This is a genomic window from Yoonia sp., from assembly GCF_030731595.1.
In the GTDB taxonomy this organism is placed as follows: Bacteria; Pseudomonadota; Alphaproteobacteria; order Rhodobacterales; family Rhodobacteraceae; genus Yoonia.
In genome coordinates, this window is record NZ_JANQTS010000036.1 from 1 (window position 1) to 24391 (window position 24391).

24 protein-coding genes are annotated in these 24391 nt (G+C 58.6%); 7 read left to right on the forward strand and 17 right to left on the reverse strand.

Features of this window, described 5'->3' with window-relative positions:
* Window positions 1–57: 57 nt before the first annotated feature.
* Window positions 58–1293, reverse strand: coding sequence for a urate hydroxylase PuuD (locus NWQ23_RS03080; protein ID WP_306164773.1), 1236 nt, complete (start codon window positions 1291–1293; stop codon window positions 58–60).
* Window positions 1294–1599: 306 nt separating this feature from the next.
* Here NWQ23_RS03080 and puuE point away from each other — a divergent pair, with 306 nt between their 5' ends.
* Window positions 1600–3018: an allantoinase PuuE gene (gene puuE, locus NWQ23_RS03085; RefSeq protein ID WP_306164774.1), complete on the forward strand. Its 1419-nt coding sequence runs from the start codon at window positions 1600–1602 to the stop codon at window positions 3016–3018.
* Here puuE and NWQ23_RS03090 read toward each other — a convergent pair whose 3' ends face one another.
* The 12 genes from NWQ23_RS03090 to NWQ23_RS03145 form a co-directional block, all read right to left on the reverse strand.
* A complete protein-coding gene (locus NWQ23_RS03090) occupies window positions 3019–3936 on the reverse strand; it encodes a dihydrodipicolinate synthase family protein (protein WP_306164775.1) in 918 nt (305 codons plus the stop codon). It lies immediately after the preceding gene.
* Window positions 3929–4609: an aspartate/glutamate racemase family protein gene (locus tag NWQ23_RS03095; RefSeq protein WP_306164776.1), complete on the reverse strand. Its 681-nt coding sequence runs from the start codon at window positions 4607–4609 to the stop codon at window positions 3929–3931. The genes NWQ23_RS03090 and NWQ23_RS03095 overlap by 8 nt, the downstream gene beginning before the upstream one ends.
* Window positions 4606–4995 (reverse strand): VOC family protein, encoded by a 390-nt coding sequence (locus NWQ23_RS03100; RefSeq protein WP_306164777.1) that lies wholly within the window; start codon window positions 4993–4995, stop codon window positions 4606–4608. The genes NWQ23_RS03095 and NWQ23_RS03100 overlap by 4 nt, the downstream gene beginning before the upstream one ends.
* Complete coding sequence (hydA, locus tag NWQ23_RS03105) at window positions 4996–6420, reverse strand: dihydropyrimidinase (RefSeq protein WP_306164778.1); 1425 nt, start codon at window positions 6418–6420, stop codon at window positions 4996–4998.
* A 64-nt stretch (window positions 6421–6484) separates the two neighbouring features.
* Complete coding sequence (mnhG, locus tag NWQ23_RS03110) at window positions 6485–6793, reverse strand: monovalent cation/H(+) antiporter subunit G (protein WP_306164779.1); 309 nt, start codon at window positions 6791–6793, stop codon at window positions 6485–6487.
* The gene (locus NWQ23_RS03115) at window positions 6786–7088 is read right to left on the reverse strand and encodes a monovalent cation/H+ antiporter complex subunit F (protein WP_306164780.1); all 303 of its coding nucleotides are present in this window, start codon (window positions 7086–7088) and stop codon (window positions 6786–6788) included. The genes mnhG and NWQ23_RS03115 overlap by 8 nt, the downstream gene beginning before the upstream one ends.
* Window positions 7085–7564, reverse strand: a complete 480-nt coding sequence (locus NWQ23_RS03120) for a Na+/H+ antiporter subunit E (protein WP_306164781.1) — start codon at window positions 7562–7564, stop codon at window positions 7085–7087. The genes NWQ23_RS03115 and NWQ23_RS03120 overlap by 4 nt, the downstream gene beginning before the upstream one ends.
* Complete coding sequence (locus tag NWQ23_RS03125) at window positions 7561–9054, reverse strand: Na+/H+ antiporter subunit D (protein ID WP_306164782.1); 1494 nt, start codon at window positions 9052–9054, stop codon at window positions 7561–7563. The genes NWQ23_RS03120 and NWQ23_RS03125 overlap by 4 nt, the downstream gene beginning before the upstream one ends.
* On the reverse strand, window positions 9051–9413 hold the full coding sequence (locus NWQ23_RS03130; protein ID WP_306164783.1) for a Na+/H+ antiporter subunit C: 363 nt from the start codon (window positions 9411–9413) through the stop codon (window positions 9051–9053). Before NWQ23_RS03130 ends, NWQ23_RS03125 begins: the two co-directional genes overlap by 4 nt.
* The gene (locus NWQ23_RS03135; protein WP_306164784.1) at window positions 9413–9832 is read right to left on the reverse strand and encodes a Na+/H+ antiporter subunit B; all 420 of its coding nucleotides are present in this window, start codon (window positions 9830–9832) and stop codon (window positions 9413–9415) included. The genes NWQ23_RS03130 and NWQ23_RS03135 overlap by 1 nt, the downstream gene beginning before the upstream one ends.
* Window positions 9829–12087, reverse strand: coding sequence for a hydrogen gas-evolving membrane-bound hydrogenase subunit E (mbhE, locus tag NWQ23_RS03140; protein WP_306164785.1), 2259 nt, complete (start codon window positions 12085–12087; stop codon window positions 9829–9831). The genes NWQ23_RS03135 and mbhE overlap by 4 nt, the downstream gene beginning before the upstream one ends.
* Window positions 12088–12141: 54 nt before the next feature.
* Window positions 12142–13101, reverse strand: a complete 960-nt coding sequence (locus tag NWQ23_RS03145; RefSeq protein WP_306164786.1) for a universal stress protein — start codon at window positions 13099–13101, stop codon at window positions 12142–12144.
* Window positions 13102–13256: 155 nt separating this feature from the next.
* Here NWQ23_RS03145 and NWQ23_RS03150 point away from each other — a divergent pair, with 155 nt between their 5' ends.
* Window positions 13257–14195, forward strand: coding sequence for a hydrogen peroxide-inducible genes activator (locus tag NWQ23_RS03150; protein ID WP_306164787.1), 939 nt, complete (start codon window positions 13257–13259; stop codon window positions 14193–14195).
* A 45-nt stretch (window positions 14196–14240) separates the two neighbouring features.
* On the opposite strand, the gene NWQ23_RS03155 is transcribed toward NWQ23_RS03150, so the two are convergent.
* A complete protein-coding gene (locus NWQ23_RS03155) occupies window positions 14241–14810 on the reverse strand; it encodes a DUF882 domain-containing protein (protein WP_306164788.1) in 570 nt (189 codons plus the stop codon).
* A gap of 341 nt (window positions 14811–15151) precedes the next feature.
* Between NWQ23_RS03155 and NWQ23_RS03160 the strand changes: the two genes are divergently transcribed.
* The 4 genes from NWQ23_RS03160 (at window position 15152) to NWQ23_RS03175 (ending at window position 19391) form a co-directional block, all read left to right on the forward strand.
* Entirely contained in the window at window positions 15152–16765 is a 1614-nt protein-coding gene (locus tag NWQ23_RS03160; RefSeq protein ID WP_306164789.1) for a murein L,D-transpeptidase, read from the forward strand.
* A gap of 31 nt (window positions 16766–16796) precedes the next feature.
* Window positions 16797–17858, forward strand: coding sequence for a UDP-3-O-(3-hydroxymyristoyl)glucosamine N-acyltransferase (locus NWQ23_RS03165; RefSeq protein ID WP_306164790.1), 1062 nt, complete (start codon window positions 16797–16799; stop codon window positions 17856–17858).
* A 63-nt stretch (window positions 17859–17921) separates the two neighbouring features.
* On the forward strand, window positions 17922–18182 hold the full coding sequence (locus NWQ23_RS03170) for an acyl carrier protein (protein WP_306164791.1): 261 nt from the start codon (window positions 17922–17924) through the stop codon (window positions 18180–18182).
* Window positions 18183–19391, forward strand: coding sequence for a beta-ketoacyl synthase (locus NWQ23_RS03175; RefSeq protein ID WP_306164792.1), 1209 nt, complete (start codon window positions 18183–18185; stop codon window positions 19389–19391).
* Window positions 19392–19393: 2 nt separating this feature from the next.
* Here the strand turns inward: NWQ23_RS03175 and NWQ23_RS03180 are convergent, their stop codons facing one another.
* A complete protein-coding gene (locus NWQ23_RS03180; protein ID WP_306164793.1) occupies window positions 19394–19984 on the reverse strand; it encodes an invasion associated locus B family protein in 591 nt (196 codons plus the stop codon).
* Window positions 19985–20387: 403 nt separating this feature from the next.
* Between NWQ23_RS03180 and NWQ23_RS03185 the strand changes: the two genes are divergently transcribed.
* The gene (locus tag NWQ23_RS03185) at window positions 20388–21920 is read left to right on the forward strand and encodes a helicase HerA-like domain-containing protein (RefSeq protein WP_306164794.1); all 1533 of its coding nucleotides are present in this window, start codon (window positions 20388–20390) and stop codon (window positions 21918–21920) included.
* Between the two features lie 56 nt (window positions 21921–21976).
* Here the strand turns inward: NWQ23_RS03185 and NWQ23_RS03190 are convergent, their stop codons facing one another.
* Window positions 21977–22909 carry an acyltransferase family protein gene (locus tag NWQ23_RS03190; RefSeq protein ID WP_306164795.1) on the reverse strand — a complete coding sequence of 311 codons (933 nt, stop codon included), beginning with the start codon at window positions 22907–22909 and terminating at the stop codon, window positions 21977–21979.
* A gap of 170 nt (window positions 22910–23079) precedes the next feature.
* Window positions 23080–24381 carry an HlyC/CorC family transporter gene (locus NWQ23_RS03195; RefSeq protein WP_306164796.1) on the reverse strand — a complete coding sequence of 434 codons (1302 nt, stop codon included), beginning with the start codon at window positions 24379–24381 and terminating at the stop codon, window positions 23080–23082.
* Window positions 24382–24391 lie beyond the last annotated feature (10 nt).

Below are 24391 nucleotides of genomic sequence, written 5' to 3' on the forward strand. Positions count from 1 at the left end.
TCGGGTGCGCCAAATCACTGCTTTTGTTGAAGAAAAGATACCGCTGCTGCGCCCCTGTTACGTCCCGTTGCGCACTTCACGCACCCATGCGACGAGGGTTGCGCGGGCGGCATCATCCATCTGGACTGCATTGGGCGGGGGCATGGCATGGCTGATGCCGGCTTGCAGATAGATCTGGCTGGCATGCTGCGCCACATCGCCCGGTGTTTCCAGATAGACCCCTTTTGGCGCCCATTGCATGTTGCCCCAGACCGGTTCGCGGGCATGGCACATGGAACAATTGCCGATGACGGTATCATAGGCGGCTTCAAAACCCGCCGCCGCTGCATAGGTCTGCTGATAGGGCGTGAGTTCCCGCGCTTCGGCCTCTTGCCAGGTCTCGCCGGTTTGCACCGTGGACAGCCAGGCAATCAGCAGCATCAAGAGAACCGTCACAGCCCATGTCCAATGGGGGCCTTTTCCGGTGGCGTGCATGGTGTTGAAATAGTGCCTGATCGTCACCCCTGTCAGAAAGATCAAGCTGGCGATGATCCATGCGTATTGGGTGCCAAAGGCCAGCGGGTAATGGTTGGAGAGCATCAGGAAAACCACTGGCAGCGTCAGATAGTTGTTATGGGTGGACCGCAGCTTGGCGATCTTGCCATATTTGGCGTCGGGTGTACGACCTGCCTTGAGGTCTGCCACAACGATCCGCTGGTTCGGCATGATCTGAAAGAACACATTGGCCGTCATGATCGTGGCGGTGAAGGCGCCAAGGTGCAGCAGGGCTGCGCGACCTGTGAAGATCTGGTTGTAACCCCATGACATCACAACAAGAATAATAAAAAGAAGCAGCATCAGAAGGGTTGGGTTCTCGCCCAATTTCGATTTGCACATAAAATCATAGGCCAGCCAGCCTATGGTCAGCGAACCGCCGGAAATCAGGATCCCTTGCCAGAGCGTCAGATCAGCCTTGGTCGGGTCCAGCAGATACAATTCGCCGCCGACCCAATACATGATCATCAACAGGGCCGCACCCGAGACCCAGGTGATATAGCTTTGCCATTTGTGCCAGATCAGGTGTTCGGGCATGTTTTCAGGGGCCACAAGATACTTTTGGATGTGGTAGAACCCGCCCCCATGCACCTGCCATTCTTCACCATAGACACCGGCGGGCATGACGGGCGCTTTGCGCAGACCAAGATCAAGCGCGATGAAAAAGAACGAGGCTCCGATCCATGCCATCGCGGTGACGACATGCAGCCAGCGGACCGAGAAGGCAATCCAGTCCCACAAAATCGCCAAGTCATACATGTCTCTATCCTCAAATTCGTGCCAGATTCGTCGTCTTTGCCATGATCTGCAAGATGACAATGATCCTGTATCGTCACAAAAGCCAAGACGCACCGCAAGAAACGCAGCACGCCTGTGTCCTGCAAAGCTGAAAAAACGATTTTCCCGTCTATGGATTGGGCAGTCATCGCGCGTCACCCTGATTTTTGATCCTTAGCCTGTGATTTGCGGGCAGGGGCGCAGAGCATCTTGTTGTTTGGTCACTTTTCGTCTGAGATACAGCGACAGTCTTTGAAAAGACCGGCCCAAGATGAAGGAGCGCGCCCCGTGACCAGATATCCCCGCGACATGACCGGCTATGGCGCAACGCCGCCTGCTGCGCACTGGCCCAATGGGGCCAAGATCGCGGTGCAGATCGTAATGAACTACGAAGAAGGCGGCGAGAACAACATCCTGCACGGTGATCCCGCATCAGAGGCTTTTCTGTCCGAGATCACAGGCGCCGCCGCCTGGCCGGGTCAGCGCCACTGGAACATGGAATCGCTTTATGAATACGGCTCGCGTGCGGGGTTCTGGCGCTTGCACCGGATGCTCAAGGATATTCCGATCACCATCTATGGTGTCGCAACAGCTTTGGCCCGCGCGCCGGAACAGGTGGCGGCCATGAAATCCGCAGGCTGGGAGATTGCAAGTCATGGCCTGAAATGGGTCGAACACAAGGACATGCCCGAGGACCAAGAGCGTGCGCAGATCGCCGAAGCGATCAGACTGCATACCGAAGTCGTGGGAGAGGCCCCGCGCGGCTGGTACACGGGCCGGTGTTCAAGCAATACGGTCCGGCTGGCCGCCGAGACTGGCCAGTTTGCCTATGTCGCAGACAGCTATGCCGACGAGTTGCCCTATTGGATGCGTTTCGGGCGTGATGATCAGTTGATCGTACCCTACACGATGGACTGCAACGATATGCGCTTTGCCATTCAGGCTGGCTTTACCAACGGGGACCAGTTCGAAAGCTATCTGAAGGACAGCTTTGACGTCCTTTATGCCGAAGGGTTCGCAGGCCAGCCCAAGATGCTTTCGATCGGGCTGCATTGTCGTCTGATGGGGCGGCCGGGCAGGGCGGCAGCGCTTGCGCGGGTTCTGGAGCACTTCAGATCCCACGAGGATGTCTGGTTTGCCACACGCCTGCAGATCGCCACGCATTGGGCCAAGACGCATCCGCCGGTCCGTTTTGATCGGCCCTCCGAGATGGACCGCGACAGCTTTGTCGCGGCTTTCGGCGGGATTTTCGAGCATAGCCCGTGGATCGCCGATGCCGCCTATGATTTCGAATGGGGTCCCACCCATGATACGGCTTATGGCGTTCACCAGATGCTGGCGCGGGTGTTTCGCAGCGCAAGCCCAGAGCAGCGTTTGGCCGTGCTGAATGCGCACCCCGATCTGGCGGGAAAACTGGCACAGGCCAAGCGGCTCACACCGGAATCGACCGCAGAGCAGGCCTCTGTCGGATTGGATGCCCTGACCGATGCCGAACGCAAGCAACTGTCGGACATGAATGCGGCCTATACTGCAAAGTTCGGATTTCCCTTTATCATCGCCGTGCGGGACAACACCAAAGCCTCGATCATTGCGGCCTTCCAGCGCCGGATCGCCAATGACCGCGATACCGAATTCAGTGAAGCCTGCCGTCAGGTGGAACGGATCGCGCAACTGCGCCTGATCGACAGGTTTACCGCCAAGGCGTGATCAAAGCCCCAGCATGCTGAGTTTGCCAGCCTGTCTTTTGGCCAGAGCGTCCACCTCTGCTTTGGTCGCCGCTGACAAGGCCGCACCCGGTTTGCGCACCGTGTCATGCGCAATCACGCCGCGCTGCGCCAGCGTGTATTTGCGAATTGCCAGCCCCAAGCCCGGTTGGGCCTCGTAACGGACCATGGGCATATAGGCATCAAAGATATCGCGCGCGTGTTCCAGATCGCCCGCGCGATAGGCCGCCACGACCTGCGCCATCATTTCAGGATAGGCAAACCCGGTCATCGCCCCATCCGCGCCGCGCAGCATTTCTTCCAGCAGGTAAAGCCCGCCGTTGCCACACAGGATCGAAATCCGCCGCGCCCCGGCTCCAGAGGCGGCGCGCAGCGCTGTGATCTTGTCCAGCCCGGGCCAATCCTCGTGTTTGAGCATGACGCAGGTGGGGCAGTCCTCGACGATTTTCAGGATCACTTTGGTCGGGATGACCACATTGGTGACCAGCGGGAAATCCTGCAACACGAAGGGGACCGGACCCAGAATCTCGGCGGTGTTATGGTAATAGGTGATGATCTGGTCATCGGTTTTCAGGCTTCCGGGCGGGGCCACCATGACACCTGCGGCACCCAGATCCATCGCCGCATCGGTCAGGGTCTTCATGGCGGCAAATCCGGGGGCCGAGACGCCCACTACCACAGGGACCGTACTGCGCGCAGTCACCCGTTTGACCACGGCCACCGATTCCTCTGCCGTCAGCTTGCCAGCCTCGCCCATCATCCCAAGGATCGTGAGCCCGGTCGCCCCTTTTTCAATATAGAAATCGACCATTGCGTCGATGCTGTCCCAGTCCAGCGCCCCGTCCGGCAAGAACGGCGTGACCGCGATGGTAAAGACGCCTTGGGCGGTTTCATCAAGCATGGCGTGATCCTTTATGGCTAAGGCTAAGGGCGATCTGGCCAAGCGCCATGGCCACGGCCGCTTGGCAGGGCTCGACCACGGGCAGGCCGGTTTCAGTGCTCAGAATACTGCGATAATGCGCCATGCCCGCACAGCCCATGATCAGCACATTGGCCCCGTCTTCGTCGCGCAGACGTTTGCCGGTGGCGATCATGGCGTTCAGGCTCTTGTCTGGATCAGCCAGATCGGCCACACCAAGCCCCAGGGCGCGGTCTCCGGCCAGCCTGTCCAGCACGCCCATCGCCCCGAACGCACGCAGATGCCGCGGGATCGAGGCGGGCAGGATCGCAATGACGCCAAAGCGCTGGCCAAGGCTCAGGGCCGTCATCACAGCCGCCTCTTGGATGCCTGTAACGGGCAGGGCGGTTTGATCGCGCAGCGCATGCAAGCCCGGATCACCGAAACAGGCGATCACATAGCCCGCCGCATCTGTCTGGGCGGCTGCAAGTGCCAGCATGGGCGCAATGGTCAGATCAGCCTCGCGTTGGTTTTCGATGGCAAGTGGTCCCTCGGCCAGTGTCAGGCAACGGATCGGGGTACCAAAGCGGCGCAAGGGGGCTACTGCGGCGTCAATCCCATCGGTCACGGTCTGCGACGCATTGGGGTTGATCACGATCAGGGTATCGCCGCTCATGCGCCCACCCGTGTGGCTGACTGGATTTCGATCTGATAACCTTCGGGGTCGTTAAACACAAAAGCACGGATGCCAAGCGCGTCATTGACGAAAAGATCAGACAGGTGGTCAAGCATTTGCTCTTTCGCATAATCATACCAGGCATCCACATCCGGCACACGGATACACAGTTGCACGGGCTTGAGCGGCTGCCATTTGTTCATACCCTTCGCCTCATCCACCAGCCCCACATGCGCACCCGGACAAATCCGGTAGATCTTGCACCAGCCTTGGTCGATGGCGAGCGGCAGGCCAAGGATATCCTCGTAAAACCGCATCGCGCGGGGCAGGTCGCGGTAATAGAGGAATGTGATGGCCAATTGGTTGGGGGCGTCGGGACGGGGCATTTATGATCCTTGCCTCTGGGGATGCGTCGGGCTGACCGCAAGGCGTGGCCGGTCGATCTTGCGACCGCTGCCCGGAACGGCATCAAAGCTGCCGTCCTTGACGATCCGGGAACCGCGCAGCCAGACGTCGGTCGGCCAGCCTTTCACGCGGCACCCCTCCCAAGGGTTATAGCCCACGTTATCGTGCAGATCATCTGCGCCATATGTGACCGATTTTTCGGGGTCCCAAAGCGTGATATCCGCATCCATACCGGCGGCCAATGCGCCTTTGCGGGGCAGGCCGTAGATTTCAGCGGGGGCCGTCGCTGTCAGTCTGGCAAAGGCCTCTGGTCCGCCGCGCCCTTGGCTGACCATGGCGTCAAACAACAAGGGCAGCCGCGTCTCCAGACCCGGCAGGCCATTGGCGATTTCATGAAAACCGGCGTTGGGTCCGGCAGAGAGCTTGCCGCTTGCGTCAAAACGGTAAGGCGCGTGGTCCGATGAAACCAGTTGCAGATCGCCTGCGTGCAATGCGGACCAAAGCGCCTCTTGATCGGCTGTCTGCCGTTGGGGGGGCGAACACATCCATTTGCCGCCCTCCAGACCCGGGCGGTGCAGGATGTCTTCGGTCATGAACAGGTAATGGGGGCAGGTCTCGGCCCAGATCGGCGCGCCACGCTGGCGCGCAGCACGCACCGCGGCGGCTCCTTCTGTGGTGGAGACATGAAAGATCATCACTGGCTGGCCAAGGTATTCAGCAAAGCGGCAGATGCGTTCGATCGCTTCGATTTCAGCCATGCGCGGGTGGGATGCGGCGTGAAAATGGGGCGCGGTCTTGCCGGCAGCGATCAAGGCGGACTTTGCCTGCGCAATGATCGCGTCATTCTCGGCATGGACGCAAACGAGTGCGCCATGCGCGCGCGCCGCCGCCATGACCGATAGGATTTGCGCATCTGAAAGCTGGATATTGTAGGTGGTAAAGACTTTGATCGACCGGTTGCCCGCGTCGATCAGCTTGCCAAGATCTGCCGCGAATTCCGCAACGGCGGTATCGGTCACGGTCATGTGGAACGCGTAGTCGATCATCGCCCCACGCGCGGCCCTTGCGCTATAGTCAGCCACGGTCGCAGAGAGCCGTTCACCTTTGGCTTGGGCGGCGAAAGAGATCACGCTGGTCGTGCCTCCCAGTGCGGCAGAGCGTGTCGCGCTTTCGAAAGTGTCCGCGTTCATCACACCCATGCCGGACATCTGTTCGATATGGGCGTGCGGGTCGATGCCGCCGGGCATGACCCATTTGCCACGGGCGTCAATCTCGGATGCGGCCGGGCCAAGGTCTGGCCCGATCGAGATGATTTCTTGGCCGACGACAGCAAGATCGCCGGTGACGATTCCCTGCGGGGTCACGATCTGGCCGCCACGGATCACAAGATCATATGTGTCGGACATCTGGACGGCTCCTGGCTGTTGGTCAGGTCAAGTTGACCCTAGCGGGCTGTCCTCTGCAAGTCCTTTAGCTTTTGTTTTTCACGACCCGTTTCTTGGTCTTCAGATCGCGCACCGCAGCCCGCCCGATCATATGCGCGCCAATCGGCGAGGTCAGCATCAAGAACAGGATTGTGGCAATCACGCGGGATGTCACCTCTGTGTCTTGCAGATAGATCGCGCCGCCGATCAGGATCAGGCTACTGCCCAAGATACCGGCCTTGGTCGAGGCATGCATCCGCGTCAGCACGTCAGGCAGCCGCAACACACCAATGGCCGCGATCAGCGCAAAAAAACCACCAAGCAGAAGGAAAATGGAGATCACGATATTAGTCATCGGTGGCCTCCTTTGCACGGGCATCGCGGCGTTCGGCAAAGCGCGCAAGGGCCACTGTGGCAAGGAACCCGACAAGCGCCAGCACAAGGGCTACATCAAGCAGGGCGAAAACGCCTGTCGCGACCGCAGTCAGGCCGCAAACGGCAATCAGTGTCACGGTCATCATGTCGAGCGCCACAACCCGGTCAGCAAGGCTGGGTCCGCGCGCCAGACGGATAAAGCCAATCGCCAGCGAGAGCAGCACCATGACGGCGGAAGCGTAGATAGACAGGTCGAGAAATTCGGCTGATGTCATGATTCAAATACCTCTTTGACCATGCGTTCCATACCCGATTTGAGGCTTGCGATCACCGCGTCCGGATCATCCGCGAACATTGCGTGCACAATCAGCGTCTTGCGGTCCGGGGTCACATCAAGGCTCAGAGTTCCGGGCGTGAGCGAGATCAGATTGGTGACCAGCAAAATCTCGATGTCGGACTTTACGTCCAAAGGCATCTCGAGAATGGCAGGGTTGCTCAGGTCTTTGGGCGTCAGCACGTCATAGGCGACCCGGATACTCGACATGCACAAATCATACAGGAAGAACAGGATCAGCCGCACGATGCGCCATGCCCGCCGGTAATAAAGGCTTGGTCCGCCCAAAAGCGGCTGCGCAAACCATAGACTGGCAAAGCCTACCAGAAAGCCGAAGACCAGTTGCAACAAGGTCAGGCTGCCCCAGAGCGAAGCCCAGATGACCGCCAGAAGCAGATTAAGAAGAAACAGGTTCATTTGGTTTCTCCCAAAACGGTCGTGATATAGGCTGTTGGGTCAAGCAGTTGCGCCGTTGTGCGCTCGGCAAAGATCACGAAAGGTTCCGGTGACAGACCGATGATGATGGTCAGCACCGCAAGGCCCGCAACGGGGATGATCTGTGCCGCCTTATGCGGCAATGTCTTGAGCGCGGGTTCGATCCCTTCGGGATGCGGTTTCCAGAAGGCCTCGGCCCAGATTTTTGTCATCGAGTAGATCGTCATCAGGCCCACCGCCAGCGCAATGAAGGCCACGAACCACAGTTCGAGATCAAGCGTCGCCTTGACGATGATATATTTTGCCCAAAAGCCCGAGAGGGGCGGAAAGCCTGCCAGCGAGAATGCAGGGATAAGGAACAGGATCGCCAGCAACGGGGCCGATTTGTAAAGGCCGCCGATCTTGTAGACATCCGTGCCGCCGGTCAGCCGTTTTGCGATCCCTGCGATCAGGAACAGGTTTGCTTTGACGATGATATGGTGGACCAGATAAAAGACCGCACCCACAAGAGCCAAGGGCGTCATCAGCGCAAGCCCAAGCACCATATAGCCGATCTGGCTGATGATATGGAACGACAGGATCTTGCGGAAGTCCGATTGCGCTGCCGCCCCCAGAACACCGATCACCATCGTGAAACAGGCCACCCAGAGCAGGACCGTATGCGTGAACCCGATGTCATGGTCAAAGACCATCGTGAACATCCGGATCAACGCATAGACACCTACTTTGGTCAGCAGGCCGGCAAAGACCGCAGAGACCGAAAAGCTGGGTGTATGATAGGCCGCAGGCAACCAGAAAAACAGCGGGAACACCGCCGCTTTGACCCCGAAGGCCACCATGAACATCATGGCCACGACGGTCAGCAGCCCCTGGTTCTCGACCTCGTTCACCTTGAGCGCCAGATCGGCAAAGTTCAGCGTGCCGGTCATGCCATAAAGCAGGCCGATCCCGGTCAGAAACAGGATCGTCGAGATCAGGTTGAGCGCCACATACTTCACGCCGCCGTCGATCTGCTCTTTCCCGCCATTCAGGATCAGCAGGCCAAAAGAGGCAATCAGCATGACCTCGAACCAGACGTAGAGGTTGAAAAGGTCGCCGGTCAGGAAAGCACCGGTCACACCGGCCAGCAAAATCTGGAACAGCGCATGATAGCCAAGCCGCTCCTGCCGCTCGGTGATGTCGCCCAGGGCGTAAATCGCCACGGCAAAGCCAGTGATCGCGGTGATCAGCACCATGACCGCAGACAACAGGTCCGCGACCAGCGTGATCCCGAAGGGGGCAGGCCAATTGCCCATCTGCCCTGCGATCACGCCCTGCTCGAGCACCACGACCATCAGTACGATGGATGCGGCAAGGCCAAGGCCGGACCCCATGATCGACACCCAACGCCCCATCGCGTTGTCGCGCAGCAGAAAGGCGATGATCGATGCCGCGAAGGGGATGACCAGCGGAAGGGTGAGATACCAGCTCATTCAGTTGATTCTTTTGGTTCGGCGACGCGCATGTCGTCGGTATTCAGGGTGCCAAGGCTTTGATAGGCCCGAAAGGCAAGGATCAGCGCAAAGGCAAACAGGCCGAAACCGATGACGATAGCGGTCAGCACCAAGGCTTGGGGCAGGGCGTTCGCAACAAGGCCAAGGGGCGCATCGGCCCCGTCAGGGATCAGTGGCGGCGCACCCGGCGTCAGACGGCCCGCCACAAAGATTGTCAGGTTCGCCGCGTTCGACAAAAGGATCAGGCCAAAGAGAAACCGCAAAAGGTTGCGCGCCAGCATCAGATAAACGGATGTAGCGACCAGAATGCCGATCAAGACCGAAAGAAGCTGCTCCATCAGACGGCCTCTTCCAGCGCAAAGGTGATCGACAGGATTGCACCCAATACCACGAGATAAACGCCGATATCAAAGACCAGCACGGTGGACAGCGGAATGCCCTTGGAGTCTTCGGTCGCCCCGATAAACAACCACTGGCCGGTAAACAGCGCGTCACCCCAGAAAACAGCTATCACACCCGCCAGCAGCGCGATGCCAAGTCCGACGCCTGCAATATTGGCGGGATCAAACCGCAAAGCCTTGCGCGCGTCAGAGGTGCCGCAGGCAATGGCGTAAACCACAAATCCGGTTGCCGCGATCAGCCCGCCGATGAACCCGCCACCGGGAGCATTATGGCCGCGCAGCATCATATAGGCCGAAAAGACCAGCAAGAGCACGACCTGCAACCGCGCACCAGCGACCAGGATGATGGAGTTCATGGCTTGTCCTCCTCGGGTTTACTTTTCAGCAGGGCAAAGATGCTGATCCCTGCAATCAAGACCACAGCGATTTCGCCGAACGTATCCAGCGCCCTGAAATCCACGAGGATCACGTTGACGATGTTCTGGCCAAATGCTTCGGTCCAGCTGGCGTTTTCAAAGAAGGTGGTCAGCTCGCGGTCGATCGGCCCTTTGGTCACCTTGAGCAGGATCACCGTTGTGACCACACCCAGCCCAAGCGCCAGAATAGCGTCGAAAATCCGCCCCTTGAAAGGTTCCGGGGCAAGTGCCGGCAGTTTCAGGGCCGCCGCCGCGAACAGAACCACGACCAGCGTTTCAACAAGCAACTGCGTGATCGCAACATCCGGGGCACTGTAGAAGATAAAGATCATCGCCATGCCGATGCCCACGACGCCAAGGCCCGCGATGGCCGTGATCCGCGAATTTGTCACCGCCGTCAGGGCTGCACCCGACAAAACAAGGAAGAAAACCAGCCAGTCCCAGATTTCCAGCGCGGGCCATGCGATGGACGGCACACCTGTGGTGCGCATCACCAGAGTGACCGCAAGCACGACAAAGGCCGTACCGAAGGTCACAAACATATATTGTTTCAAAACACCTGTCTGGATCGTCCGCGTCAGCCATTTTGACCCATTGGCAACGCCCGCCATCAAACTGTCCCATCCATTGTCAAAGCTTGGGGCACGGGTGGTGATGTCGATCAAGGCGGCGCGCAGCGGCAATTTGTAGGCGTAGATGGCAAAGCCCAGAACAAATGTCGCAATGCTCAGGAAAAGCGGCAGGTTCACCCCCGCCCAAAGTTTGAGTTCTTTGGCCGGTTGCGCATCCCCCAGAATAGAGGCAACGGTCGGGTTCACCAATGTCGTCGCCAGCACATCGGGGAAAACCCCAAAGAATGCCCCCAGAACGGCCAGAACAACAGGGCCCACCAACATGGGCCAAGGCGCCTCTTTCACCCCTGCGATCGGATCGCCTGATTTGGACCAGAACGGGCGGAAAGAGACAATCCCCGCGATTGCCACCATCAACGCACTGGCGATCAGCACCGCTCCGGCCACAAAGATCGGCTCGGAGGCCACCGCAATCGCGCCTGCGTATTTTAGTTCTTTGCCGATAAAGCCAAGAAAGGGCGGGAAACCGGCCATCGAGAGTGCCGCAATCGCGGCAGCAGCAGCGGTGATCGGCATCGCGCGCGCCATGCCGAACAATTTGTTCGCTTCCCTTGTCCCCGTTTGGGCATCCAGAATACCGACCACAAGGAACAATGCGGCCTTGTAAAGCGAATGCACAATCAGAAAGGTCGCAGCGGCGGTGATGGTATAGCCACTGTCGTTCGCCAAAAGCAGCGTCAATGCCCCAAGCGCCATCAAGGTCGTATAGGCCAAAGCAAGCTTCAGATCGGTCTGGCGCAGCGCCATGACCGAGGCAAAGACCATGGTTACGGCTCCGGCGATTGTCAGGGTCCAAAGCCAGACATCGGTGCCACTCAGCGAGGGATGGGTGCGCGCCATGAGATAAATGCCCGCCTTCACCATCGTCGCAGAGTGCAGATAGGCGCTGACAGGTGTGGGGGCGGCCATCGCATTGGGCAGCCAGAAATGGAACGGCATCTGCGCCGATTTCGTAAAGGCCCCCGACAGCACCAAAAGCAGGATGGGCAGATACATCACGCTTTCGGTCAGGACACCCGGCATCGCGTTGATTTCCGACATCTCGAATGTGCCGGCTGTGGTGCCGATCAGGATGATACCGGCCAACAGCGCCAAACCCCCGGTCCCCGTCACCATCAAAGCCTGAAGCGCTGACCGGCGTGCTTTCAGCGTATCATGGCTGAAGCCGATCAGCAGGTAGGACGTGATCGTGGTCAGTTCCCAAAAGACAAACAAAGCCAAAAGGTTATCGGCAATAACCACACCGATCATCGCCAACATGAAACTGGTCAGGAACAGCGAGAATCGCGCCTGATGCACATGCCCGGCCAGATAACGGGCGGAATAGAGCATCACCAAGGCACCGATCCCCGTAATCAGCAGCGCAAAGGTCAGGCTTAGCCCGTCGATGTAGAAACTGACATTGACCCCAAGGCTTGGCACCCAAGCCCAGACAAACCGCAAGGTATCACCGGCGGCGATGACCGGGATCATCTGCGCAAACCAGACAAAAAGACTGCCGGAGACAACAACAGGCAGTAGACCGGCGAGCGTTATCCAGCGGGTAGGCGTTGAAGTATCCAATTTGGTATTCCGGTCAGCAAAAAGGTCGATCCAAGAGACTCTGTAACTAGCGTCTTAGGTGGTAGAAGCAACAGGCGAACTGAAACCCGGTGGCTTGACAGCAATCACCGAGCAATTAACGGAATTGAGGATCGTTTCGGCTGTGTTTCCGATGAACAGGCCCGCTATTCCGGTCCGCCCGACGGTGCCCATGACGATCGTGTCAATCCCGTGTTGCGCCGCGTAATCAGGTATAACTTCGCCGGGTAACCCTTTGATATGATGACACACCCGCTTTCCGCCATCGTTCGGAAAGCGATCCATCAACGCGTCAAGGCGTGCCTTGCTTTGCTGTTGTTCATGGGCGAGGATTATTTCGATCTCGGTTTTGTCGATGGGAAAGCGACCGTTGCGCAAAGCCTGTTCCTCTTGCAGGGTCCAGACATTGACGACGTGCAGTTGCGCCTGGTCGATGTCTGACAGGCTGGTCGCCATCTCCATCACCATCGTATTCAAGCCATTGCGTGTTGCGTCCAGCGGATCGGGATCGACCGCAACAAGGATATTGCCGGCCTCTCCCGCATCGGTATCCTTGATCATCCAGACCGGGCAGGGGCATTTGCGCAACAAATGCAGGTCATAGCCGCGCGAGAACAAGCCGCCTGTGACGCCCTCGGGCCTGACCCCTTTGATCAACAGATCATGGCCGTTCTGCACAACCAGCCGGATGATTTCAAGAAAAGCCGTCCCTTCCAGCAGCGTGGTCTGGGTCGGAATGCCCGCTTCGCGAAACGGTCCGGCAAGGTCGTCCAGACGTGTCGAATGATGGGCACGCAGATCATCGGCAATCTGGGCGCGGCGTGTGCCGGGCAGGGCCGCAAACAGGCGGTTCAGGTCGCCGGGGGCGGTATCAATCACGTCAACAAGGGTGATCTGGGCCGCATTGGCCGCAGCCAAACGCAAGGCGCGTGCCAAAGCAGGTTTGTGATCGCTGTCTGCGTCACAGACGACGACGATGTTTTTGAACCTCTGCATCTGCGCCCCCTTCGTTGGATGCCCTTCCAACCTGCAACTTATTGGGCAATCGACTCTTTTCTTGACTGCCTGCGACTGGATGTAGCAGGTGTTTTCTTGTATTAAAGGCAATGATTGCAGAAATTTCGATAGGAAATACCTATCAAGGACGTGAAATGACCAAACTTCCCAGCCTCCGCCAGCTACGCTATCTGGTCGCTTTGTCCGAAGCGCGCCACTTTCGCAAAGCTGCCGAAGCGATGGGTATCAGCCAGCCCTCGCTCAGCTTGCAGATCAGCAATCTCGAAGACCTCTTGGGTGTCTTGCTGGTGGAACGGGGGCGGGGTCCCGTCACGCTCACACCGGAGGGGCGCGAAGTTGTGTCCTGTGCTGCGAGAGCCATTGACGAGGTAAGCGGCATCATGGGGTTGACTGCCGCCTTCAAGACCGGGCTGACCGGAACGATCCGCCTTGGCACGACACCAACGATTGGCCCTTATCTGATGCCTTATGTCGTGGAACGGTTGCACGCGAACTATCCTGACCTGCGTCTTTACATCCGCGAGGTCGCACCGCGTGATCTGCGCGGTGAGCTTTTGGCGGGTGGGCTTGATGTGATCCTTACCCAACTGCCCGAAGGCGGTGCGGATCTGACGACGCGGCGGCTTTTTCGGGAACCGCTTTTGCTGGCGGTGCCGGATGATCATGCATTGGCCGGGCGCAAGGCTGTGACAGAGGCCGATCTTGCCGATTTGAACGTGCTGTCATTGGGGCCAGATTATGCGATGCATTCCCAGATTGCGGCGCTCTGCCACCAGCATGGCGCAATGATCGCCCGCGACTATGAAGGCACCAGCCTCGATGCGATCCGGCAGATGGTGGGGATGGGCATGGGCGTTGCGTTTTTGCCCCGCCTTTATGCGCGCTCTGAAATTGACAGCCGCTCCAGCAACGTTGTCGTGCTGCCTTTCCGGCGTAGTACCGTCATGCGGTCCGTCGGACTGGTCTGGCGGAGTGCCACGGGGGCTGCAATTTTCGATCGGCTGTCTGAAGTGATCAAGGACGCAGCCCGTCAGAACCTGCAGTCGGGCACATCGCCGGTCCTGTTTGACTAAGACCGCGGCGTCAAAATCTGTGAAAATCTAAGTGCGGGCTGCGGCTTAGCCGCGCCAGGTGCGCACATCACCGCAATCCATATGGACAAAGTTAGACCCGTTATACCGGCCAACCCCGCCCGCACGACATGCAATTGCTGCATTTGCGATCTGTGCGGTCGTGCGGCTTGTCAAACGCAGATCGGCAGCCTGTCCGCGCATGTGCAGGGAATTGCGTGCCACACCGCGGCTGCTGGCGCTTAGCATCCGGTTGGTTTGGGGCGAGCGATACCCGGACAGCAACAGGTAGGGTTCTGATGTGTCCATCAGGTTCAGTGCGGCAGACATGATATCGATCGTGCGCAGATCCATCTGGACGGCTTCACCGGTGCGCCAGTCGCGCATGTGAACGTTAATTTCGCGAACTGCCTCTGCGATATACTCGCCCTCGATCCAATAGATCGTGTTCAGGCGTTCACCTGTCCGGCCAGAATGCATGGCGATGCGTCGTATGTCGCCTGCGCCGCGCAAGAAGCCGGCCGCATTGGAATAGGTCGGTGCTGCTGCAACTGCTGTGGCAGCAAATGCGCCCAACAATCCGCGCCGGGTAAACCCAGAGGAGTTCTTATGTGTCATGTGTTTCGCGCCTGTCCCGTCGCTACTTGGATCGTCTTAAGACGAATTTTTGTCATCATCTCCCCAGATGCAATTTAGGTATGACATAGATCGATTCGTCGACCAAGACCTGTTTGCGCGATTTTTCTTAACAAGTGGGAAATTGGCGAAATTTTGCGCAAGTGTGACTTTGAGGATTCTATGTAACAGGTGCGGGCGGCTTCTGGGCAACACTTCCTGATAGCGATATCATCTCTCGTTTTTGTCAATAGACACATGTTTTGGTAAGGTTATGCATACTTAATTATGAGAGAGAAGTGCCCTAGTTTGAGCCGACACTTTTAGAAGGGAACGGATTACCGATGTCTGCGTATAGAGTTCTGCCACTGGTTTGGACGCGCTTTTTGCCCGCGCTGATCATGGCTTTTGTTTTGTCCTTTGGTGCGGTCCCGCAAGCCAGCGCCCAGGTGACAGAGTTCAGACAGGCTGTCGCGCAGGCTGCCGCGAACGATCCTGACCTGATTGCGTTTTACCGCGAGCGCAATTTTGACGGCATCTGGAGCACGAGCGCGGACCGTAATCGCCGCAATGCCCTGCTTGTCGCCTTCAATTCCGCCGCAGACCACGGACTGCCCGCCGATCGCTATGATGCGAATGGGCTGATCGCGCGTTTGCAGGCCGCGACAACCCCGCAAGAACAAGGCCGACTGGAAGTTGAGCTCTCTCGGCAGTTCCTTGACTATGCCCGCGACCTGCAAACCGGTATTTTGACACCGGCGCGGATCGACCCGGCAATCCACAGAGAGGTTCCGCTGCGTTCGCCTGTCGGAACATTGCGGGCCTTCGTGCAATCCAACCCCGGTGCTTTCCTGCGTGCGCTTGCGCCAAGTGCGCCTGAATACAGCCGCTTGATGGGCGAGAAAATGAAGCTCGAACGCCTTCTTGCGTCCGGTGGTTGGGGGCCAACGGTGCCGGGACGCCAGTATGAACGTGGCGATTCAGGTGCCGGTGTTGTCGCACTGCGCAATCGCCTGATGATGATGGGCTTTCTCGAGCGGACCAATACGCAAACTTATGACGACAGCATTTTTTCCGCCGTGCAGCGTTTCCAGCAGGCCCATGGTCTGGCGATTGATGGTACCGTCGGCCCCGGCACCTTGGCCGAGATCAACGTTGGACCAGAGCGGCGCTTGCAGTCGATCATTGTTGCGATGGAACGTGAGCGCTGGATCAACCGGCCCCGCGGCGAGCGCCACATCTGGGTGAATCTGACGGATTTCACCGCCAAGATCATCGACAACGGCGTCGAGACATTCTCGACCCGCTCGGTGATCGGCGCGCGCGACCGTGACCGCGCATCACCCGAATTTTCCGATGTCATGGAGTTCATGGTGATCAACCCCAGCTGGTATGTGCCGCGTTCGATCATCACCAAAGAATACCTGCCGCAATTGCGAAACAACCCAAATGCCGTGCGCAATCTGGTCATCACCGATAGCCGGGGCCGTGTGGTCGATCGCAGCGCGGCAGACTTCAGCAATTACACTGCGGCGAATTTCCCCTATTCCATGCGCGAACCCCCAAACCAGGGTAACGCTTTGGGTCTGGTCAAGTTCATGTTCCCCAACCAGTACAATATCTATCTGCATGACACGCCTGCCAAGAGCCTGTTCGGTCGCGAGGTCCGCGCCTATAGCCACGGATGTATCCGTCTGGCCGATCCCTTTGACTTTGCCTATGCGCTGCTGGCCAGACAGGTCGGCAACCCAGAAGAGGTTTTCCAAACCCATCTGCGGTCAGGCCGTGAGCAACGGGTGGATCTAGAGCAACCCGTGCCGGTGCATCTGGTCTATCGGACAGCCTATACGCAACCCGACGGGCAGATGCAGTTCCGGCGTGACGTCTATGGCCGCGACGGGCTGATCTGGGATGCGCTCGCACGCGAAGGGGTGGCTCTTCGCGCCATTAGTGGGTAAATCAAACCTCGGAACGTGATCCGGGGGCATGATGGCACATTCGGTTAAAGACATCGCAGCGGCGCTGGGGGCAGAAGCCTTTGGCGCCGTTGATCTTTTGGTGCAAGGCGCGGCAGAGCCCGCAGCAGCAGGTCCCAATGATCTGGCGCTGGCCATGACACCGGCTTACGGCGCGGCGCTCAAACTGGGGCAGGCAAAGGTCGCTGTCGTCTGGCCCGGTGCCGATTGGCAAGCCTTGGGGCTGGAGGCCGCGATCATCGCGCCCCGCGCACGTCTTGCCATGGCAGGGCTGACGCAGATGCTGGACCGTCCCATGCCCGTGTCGGGGATCAGCCCTCATGCCGCGATTGATCCGACAGCGGTGATTGGCACGGGCGTCACCATTGGCGCGTTTTGCGTTGTGGGGCCGGGCGCTGTGATCGGGCAGGGCTGCTGGATTGCCGATCAGGTGAGTATCGGGGAAGGAGTCCAGATTGGCGCTGCATGTCAAATCCATGCTGGCGTGCGGTTACGGCGTGGCGTGCGGCTTGGCGCGCGCGTGATCCTGCAGCCCAATGTGACCATCGGCGGCGACGGGTTCTCTTTTGTCACCGCAGAGCCATCCAATGTCGAACGCGCGCGCGAAACGCTGGGCGAGGCTCCGATGACCGCGCCCGCCGATCCGACATGGCACCGGATCCACTCGCTTGGCGGCGTCGAGATCGGTGATGACGTCGAGATCGGCGCGAATTCCTGCGTCGATGCAGGCACGATCCGCGCCACCCGCGTGGGCGCAGGCACCAAGATCGATAGTCTGGTGCAAGTCGGGCATAATGTCATTGTGGGCCAAAACTGCCTTTTATGCGCGCAGGCGGGGATTGCAGGGTCCACTGTGATCGGTGATCGGGTGGTCGTCGGCGGCAAGGCCGGTGTGGCGGATAACCTGACCGTGGGTGATGATGTGGTGCTGGGCGGGGGGAGCGTGGTTTTGTCCAATGTCCCTGCGGGCCGCGTGATGATGGGCTATCCTGCAACGAAAATGCAAACCCACATTGAGGGCTACAAAGCGTTGCGTCGCCTGCCGCGGATATTGGCTGATCTCAAAAAACGCTAATCTTCTGTTTCAAATGACGTCCAGAGTGACTAAATGCACCCGAGAACAACAGGGGGGTATGAGATGAGCATCAAAGATCAGGTCATCGCAATCATTGCCGCACAGGCGATGCTGGAACCTGCTGATATCGGCTTGGAAAATTCGCTGGAGGACATCGGCATTGATAGCCTCGGCTTGGTCGAGAGCATTTTTGCGATCGAGGAAACCTTCGATATCACTGTGCCTTTCAATGCCAATGATCCCAGTGCGAGTGATTTTGACATCTCCTCGATTGCGGCGATCATCGCCGCGGTTGAAAAGCTCAAGACCGAGCAGACCGGCTAGATGAAGCGCGTTGTCATTACCGGCGCGGGGACGATCAATCCTCTTGGAGCGAATGTCCCTGCAACCCTTGAAGCCATGCGCGAAGGGCGCTGCGGCATCGGACCGCTGGATATCGCGGATGTTGACCGGCTGTCGATCCAGATCGGCGGGCAGATCAAGGACTATGACGAGGCAACACATTTCAACCGCCAGCAAATCTCGCTTTATGATCGCTTTACCCAGTTCACGCTGCTGGCCGCGCGCGAGGCGATCGGCCAGTCCGGCCTGACGTTTTCGGGGGCGTTGGCCGATAGTTCCGGCGTTATTCTGGGAACCTCTGGTGGCGGATTGAACACGCAGGACGAAAACTATCGTGCTGTCTATCAGGCCGGAAAGAACCGCGTGCACCCGTTTATTGTGCCCAAACTGATGAATAACGCGGCCGCTTGCCATGTGTCGATGGAGTGGAATTTGCGTGGCCCGTCCTATACGGTCGCGACCGCCTGTGCGTCGTCCAATCATGCGATGGGGCAGGCGTTCAACATGGTGCGCTGCGGCATGGCGCCCGTCATGGTGACAGGCGGATCAGAGGCGATGCTGTGTTTTGGCGGGATCAAGGCCTGGGAAGGTCTGCGGGTGATGTCCAAAGACGCCTGCCGCCCGTTTTCGGCGACCCGCAACGGCATGGTGCAGGGCGAGGGGGCGGGGGTCTTTGTGTTCGAAGACTACGACCATGCCAAAGCACGCGGGGCCGAGATTCTCTGCGAGGTGATCGGGTTTGCGATGTCTTCGGACGCCTCCGATATCGTGATGCCATCAAAGCAGGGGGCGGCACGCGCCATTGCGGGGGCGGTCAAGGATGCCAGGCTGAACAAGGAAGAGGTGGGCTATATTAACGCACACGGCACCGGCACGGCGGCGAATGACAAAACCGAATGTGCGGCGGTCGCGGATGTGTTCGGGGCGCACGCGGACAAGCTGATGATATCTTCGACAAAATCCATGCATGGGCATTTGATCGGCGGAACCGGCGCGGTCGAACTGCTTGCCTGTATCATGGCGTTGCGCGACGGGGTTGTGGCTCCGACGATTGGCTACGAAGAGCCGGACCCCGAATGCGCCCTTGATGTGGTGCCGAATGTCGCGCGGGATGCCAACATAGAGGTCGCGCTGTCAAATGCCTTTGCCTTTGGCGGCTTGAACGCTGTGCTGGCCCTGCGCAAACACTAGCTTTATTCGCCCTCGGTCGCGCTGTCATAGCCGGCGGTAAAGCCAGAGAGGGACACATCCAGGATCACTTCTTCGGTCGGCGCTGCTGCGGGAACCAAGCGTACTGTCGCGCGCACGCCGCGCTTGAATTCGTCAATCTCTTCCTGGGTAAACCCGACGCGCGCCACACAGCCTGCGCGGTTACAGAACGTGAACGGATAGCGACGCGGATTTGCGCCATCCACTGAGATGGTCAGTTGCTGTGTCAGCAATGTCTCCAGAGGGACGACGACGGTCGCACCGGCAGCGGCGCGCTGCCCTTCGGGCAAGCGGAAGATGTTGAATTCCGCAACGGCCACGCCATCGTCATTGGTCAAAAGCTGGTAAAGATTGCACGGGTCCGGCGATCCGGCGTCCGATTTGATGCAGCGCAGTGCCCAGTCGCCAAACTCTTCGCGCACATAGGGGTCACCCACCTGCGGCCCGACAGGTTCGCCAAGGCTCAATTCATCGGCGGTGGCGGCTGGCGCGGGTGCGGTGGTCTCTTGCGCGATGGCAACGCTGGCCTGCGTCAGCAGTGCGGCAAGAAAGAGAGAGGTGAGAATACTGCGCATTGGTGGTGTCCTTGTGGCTTTGGTCGCGGCTTACCATGAGGGGCAGAGAGTGTCAGGGTCAAAACACCGTCGCTGGGCAGTCTTTCGCTCACGTTTTCGCGTGGACCAAAAATGAAGAAGGGTCCCCAAAAGGACCCTGCTCCATGTTCTCCCTGTCGGACTTGGCCGACTATTTGGGCAGAAAGTACGTAAAGGCCTATCGCCCGTCAACCGCAAATTTCTGACATCTGGGTGAATATACCGCGTGGGACAGCACAAAAAAGGGCCGTGCCCAAAGGCACGGCCAGTCCAACAGGGAGGAAGTCACCCAATCCGCACCAACACGCGGACCGGACACGCTTTACACTGGTGCAAAATGGTTAACATTGTATTTTGATTGCGAAATCTTTGTGGGGGCAGGTGAATGTCGGAAAATATCTTTATCGGTGGTGGTGGTGACGGCTATGCCGCGCCGCAGGTGCTTTTGCTGGATAAGGCAAACAGGCACGGTCTGATCGCCGGGGCCACAGGCACCGGAAAGACGGTGACCTTGCAGATCATGGCCGAGGGGTTTTCGGCGGCCGGGGTTCCTGTCTTCCTGTCGGATGTCAAAGGGGATTTGTCCGGCCTCGCAGTGAGCGGCTCACCGGATTTCAAACTGCACGCGCCTTTCATGAGCCGTGCGGAAACCATCGGACTTGACCTGCAATACGACAGTTTTCCTGTCACTTTCTGGGACCTTTTTGGCGAAAACGGGCACCCGATCCGCGCGACCGTTGCCGAAATGGGGCCGCTGTTGTTGTCGCGCCTGATGGATCTGACCGATGTGCAGGAAGGTGTGCTGAACGTCGCCTTCCGCGTGGCCGATGAGGAAGGGCTGCCATTGCTGGACCTGAAGGACTTGCAGGCGCTCTTGGTCTGGGTCGGGCAGAATGCCAAGGACCTGTCCTTGCGCTATGGCAATGTGGCGGCCTCGTCGATCGGGGCGATCCAGCGGCAATTGCTGGTCTTGGAGAACCAAGGCGGTGGTGCGCTTTTCGGGGAACCCGCGCTGGATCTGGCCGATATGATGCGTCTGCGCGACGGGCGCGGCGAGATCAACATCCTGGCCGCCGATCAACTGATGGGCAGCCCGCGGCTTTATGCGACTTTCCTGCTGTGGCTTTTGTCGGAACTCTTCGAGGAACTGCCCGAGGTCGGCAACCCCGACAAGCCCAAGCTGGTATTTTTCTTTGACGAAGCGCATCTGCTGTTTGACGGCGCGCCCAAGGCGCTGGTCGACAAGGTCGAACAGGTGGCGCGCCTGATCCGCTCCAAAGGGGTGGGCGTCTATTTTGTGACGCAAAATCCCGCGGATATTCCCGATGATGTGCTGGGCCAGTTGGGCAACCGCGTGCAGCACGCGCTGCGGGCCTTTACCGCCAAGGATCGCAAGGAACTGAAATCCGCCGCCGAAACCTACCGCGACAATCCCGCCTTTGACACGGCAGACGCGATCCAGCAGGTCGGCACCGGCGAGGCGGTCACGTCTTTCCTTGATCGCAAGGGTATTCCCCTGATCGTCGAGCGCACGCTGATCCGCCCGCCGTCGTCGCAACTGGGGCCGATTGATAAACCGACGCGGACTGCGATCATGAACGGCTCTGATATGGCGGGGAAATACGACAAGACCCTTGACCGCGAAAGCGCCTTTGAAATCCTGAGCAAGCGTGCCGATGCCGCTGCCAAAGAGGCGGAAGCGGCAGAGGCCGAAGAAGACCGGCTTGAAGCAGAAGAGCGCGAATTCAAAGCCGCGCGCCGGTATGATGGCGGACGCAGCGGGCGGTCCACATCGCGCACGTCCTCCAGTGGTGGTTTCGGCGATGCGCTGGCGTCGGTTGTGGCAAAAGAGCTGAAAGGGACCACAGGCCGCCGTATCGTGCGCGGCATTCTGGGTGGTTTGTTCAAGGGGCGTTAAGACCGTCGCACGACCTGGCGAATGCAAAGCGAAAGATGATGCGCCGCTGTGGCGCATCAAGCTGTTATCGCGCGCCCCAGTCTTCCAGAGAGCGGCCAGAGCAAATAGATGGCCGCATAACTGATCAGCGGGGTAAGAATCCAGACCGTGTAATAGATGGGAATGGTGTGAAGGGCCGGAAGCCGCGAGTAGATCGAACCAACCAGTGTAAAGATGACCCCATGCGTGAGGAAAAACGCAAAAGCTGTCTTGTCGAACCGACCGAAGTCGGGGTGCTTTGCGGCGATCCAGAGCGCCAGAACCCAAAAGCCAAATGCCGTAACGGGGCGCAGGTAGAGGTTGTCGAAGTAGAAGCCAGAAAGCTCCGGGAAAAACAGCTGCCAGACTATAGCACCAATGATTCCGATCAGAGCGATCACGCGACTGTTCCGCGGCATCGGCTGCGGGTAGAGCGCAAACAGAATGCCGAGATTGAAGAAAAAGACGATCTGCGGACGAAAAATCACGAAGTTTGACCAGCCCGAAACGTAGTAAACGAAAATACACAAAGCGAAGCTCTTGGGCGCATTGCGCGCCCAGACGATCAAGACAGGCACAAACAACGATAGAATGAACAGATCACGCAGGAAGCTGAGGTAAACCAGCTTTGACTCGTCCGTTGCCGCGATCAGCGCATCCCAGATCGGGTAGGTAAAGCCGAACAGAATGCAAGCGATCAAATTCCAGATCGCCATAGGGACAATGAGTGACCGCCCGCGCGACATAACCGCCTGAGTATAAGGACGCCGGGCGAAAAAGCCGACCATCAAGTAGCCGGACAAGACCGACAATAACGGGACGCTGGACCGGCTGAAGGTATTGACGACAATGATATCCGTGATCGGAAAAGTCGCCCCCGCGAGCACAAAAAAGTGCAGATGAACGTAGGACATGAAAAAGATGCAGACGACGCGCGCCGCACGGGCGGCGTCAGATTGTAAACTGGTCAACGCAAAAGCCCATAACGTCTCTTAGCAAAAATTCTTGCTGGGTTCCCAAGCTACCGAAATACGGCGGGTAGACCGTGGACTCTTGCATTTATTGTCAGTTTTCAAATTGCAAAGCAAGGACTGCTTTTTGCTGGAATACCGCCACCAAAAACGACCGAACTTTGCCCCGCTTAAAGCTGCCTGATCTTGAGCGTGGCCAGCCGGTTTTCATCCTTGCTGAGCACCTCGAAACGGAAGCCGTGGAATGAAAACACCTGGCCCACGACGGGGATCATCTGTGCCTCGTGAATCACCAGACCTGCGACAGTATTGGCCTCGTCGTCGGGCAGGTTCCAGTCGTGCGCGCGGTTGAGGTCGCGGATCGTCATCGCGCCATCGACGATATAGGCCCCGTCTGCGGTTGCCGCGATCTGTGCTTCCTCGTGGTCGTCGAATTCGTCGGCAATCTCGCCCACGATTTCCTCGAGGATATCTTCGAGCGTGATCAGACCCTGCAGGCCGCCGTACTCGTCCACCACCAGCGCGAAATGCGTCTTGCGCTTGAGGAAATTGCGCATCTGGTCATCCAGCGTCGTGGTTTCGGGCACAAAATAAGCGGGCATCGCGACTTTCATCACGTCAAAGGCGGCCAGCCCCTGTGCGTCGTCCTCGCCGCCATCCAGCAATTTGTGCATCGCGCGCAGCAGGTCTTTGGCATGGATGACACCTACGATATTTTCGGGTTCGTCGCGGTAAAGCGGCAGGCGCGTGTACGGGCTGGTGAGGATCTGTGCCAGAATATCCTTGGGCGGCAAGGCTGCATCGACCATTTCGATACCGGAACGGTGCAACATGATCTCTTCGACCGCGCGTTCGTTCAGATCAAGCGCCCCGAGAATCCGGTCGCGGTCTTCTTTCTGGACAATCCCTTCGGAATGGCCCAGTTGCAGCGCGCCAGCGATTTCTTCACGGACCGCAAGGATGTTGCTGTCAGGATCGGTGCGCACCCCAAAGATGAAAAGCACCCCGCGCACCAGATAGCGCACAGCGGATACGATCGGCGAAAAGAGAAAGACGATCAGCGAAATCGGACGTGCCACCCGCGAGGCAACAGCCTCGGGGTAGGTGATGGCAAGGGTCTTGGGCAGGACTTCGGCAAAGATCAACACCAGCAAGGTCATGATCAAGGTCGCCGCCGCCACCCCATTCTGCCCGAAAAGCTTGGTCAGGACAGCGGTGGCCAGCGAAGTCGCCAGAATATTCACCACGTTGTTGCCCAACAAGACCGACCCGATCAGCCGTTCATTGTCTTCGGTCACTTTCAGCGCTTGACCTGCCCCCTTGGAGCCCTTGTCGGCCGCAGACCGCAGTTTCCCGCGCGAGGACGCGGTGAGCGCTGTTTCCGAGCCGGAAAAGAAGGCCGAGAGGACGAGAAGGACAACAATCGCAGCAGCGGTTATCCAAAAGGCGGCATCAAGAGAGGCGGTTTCCATCAGAGGCTTT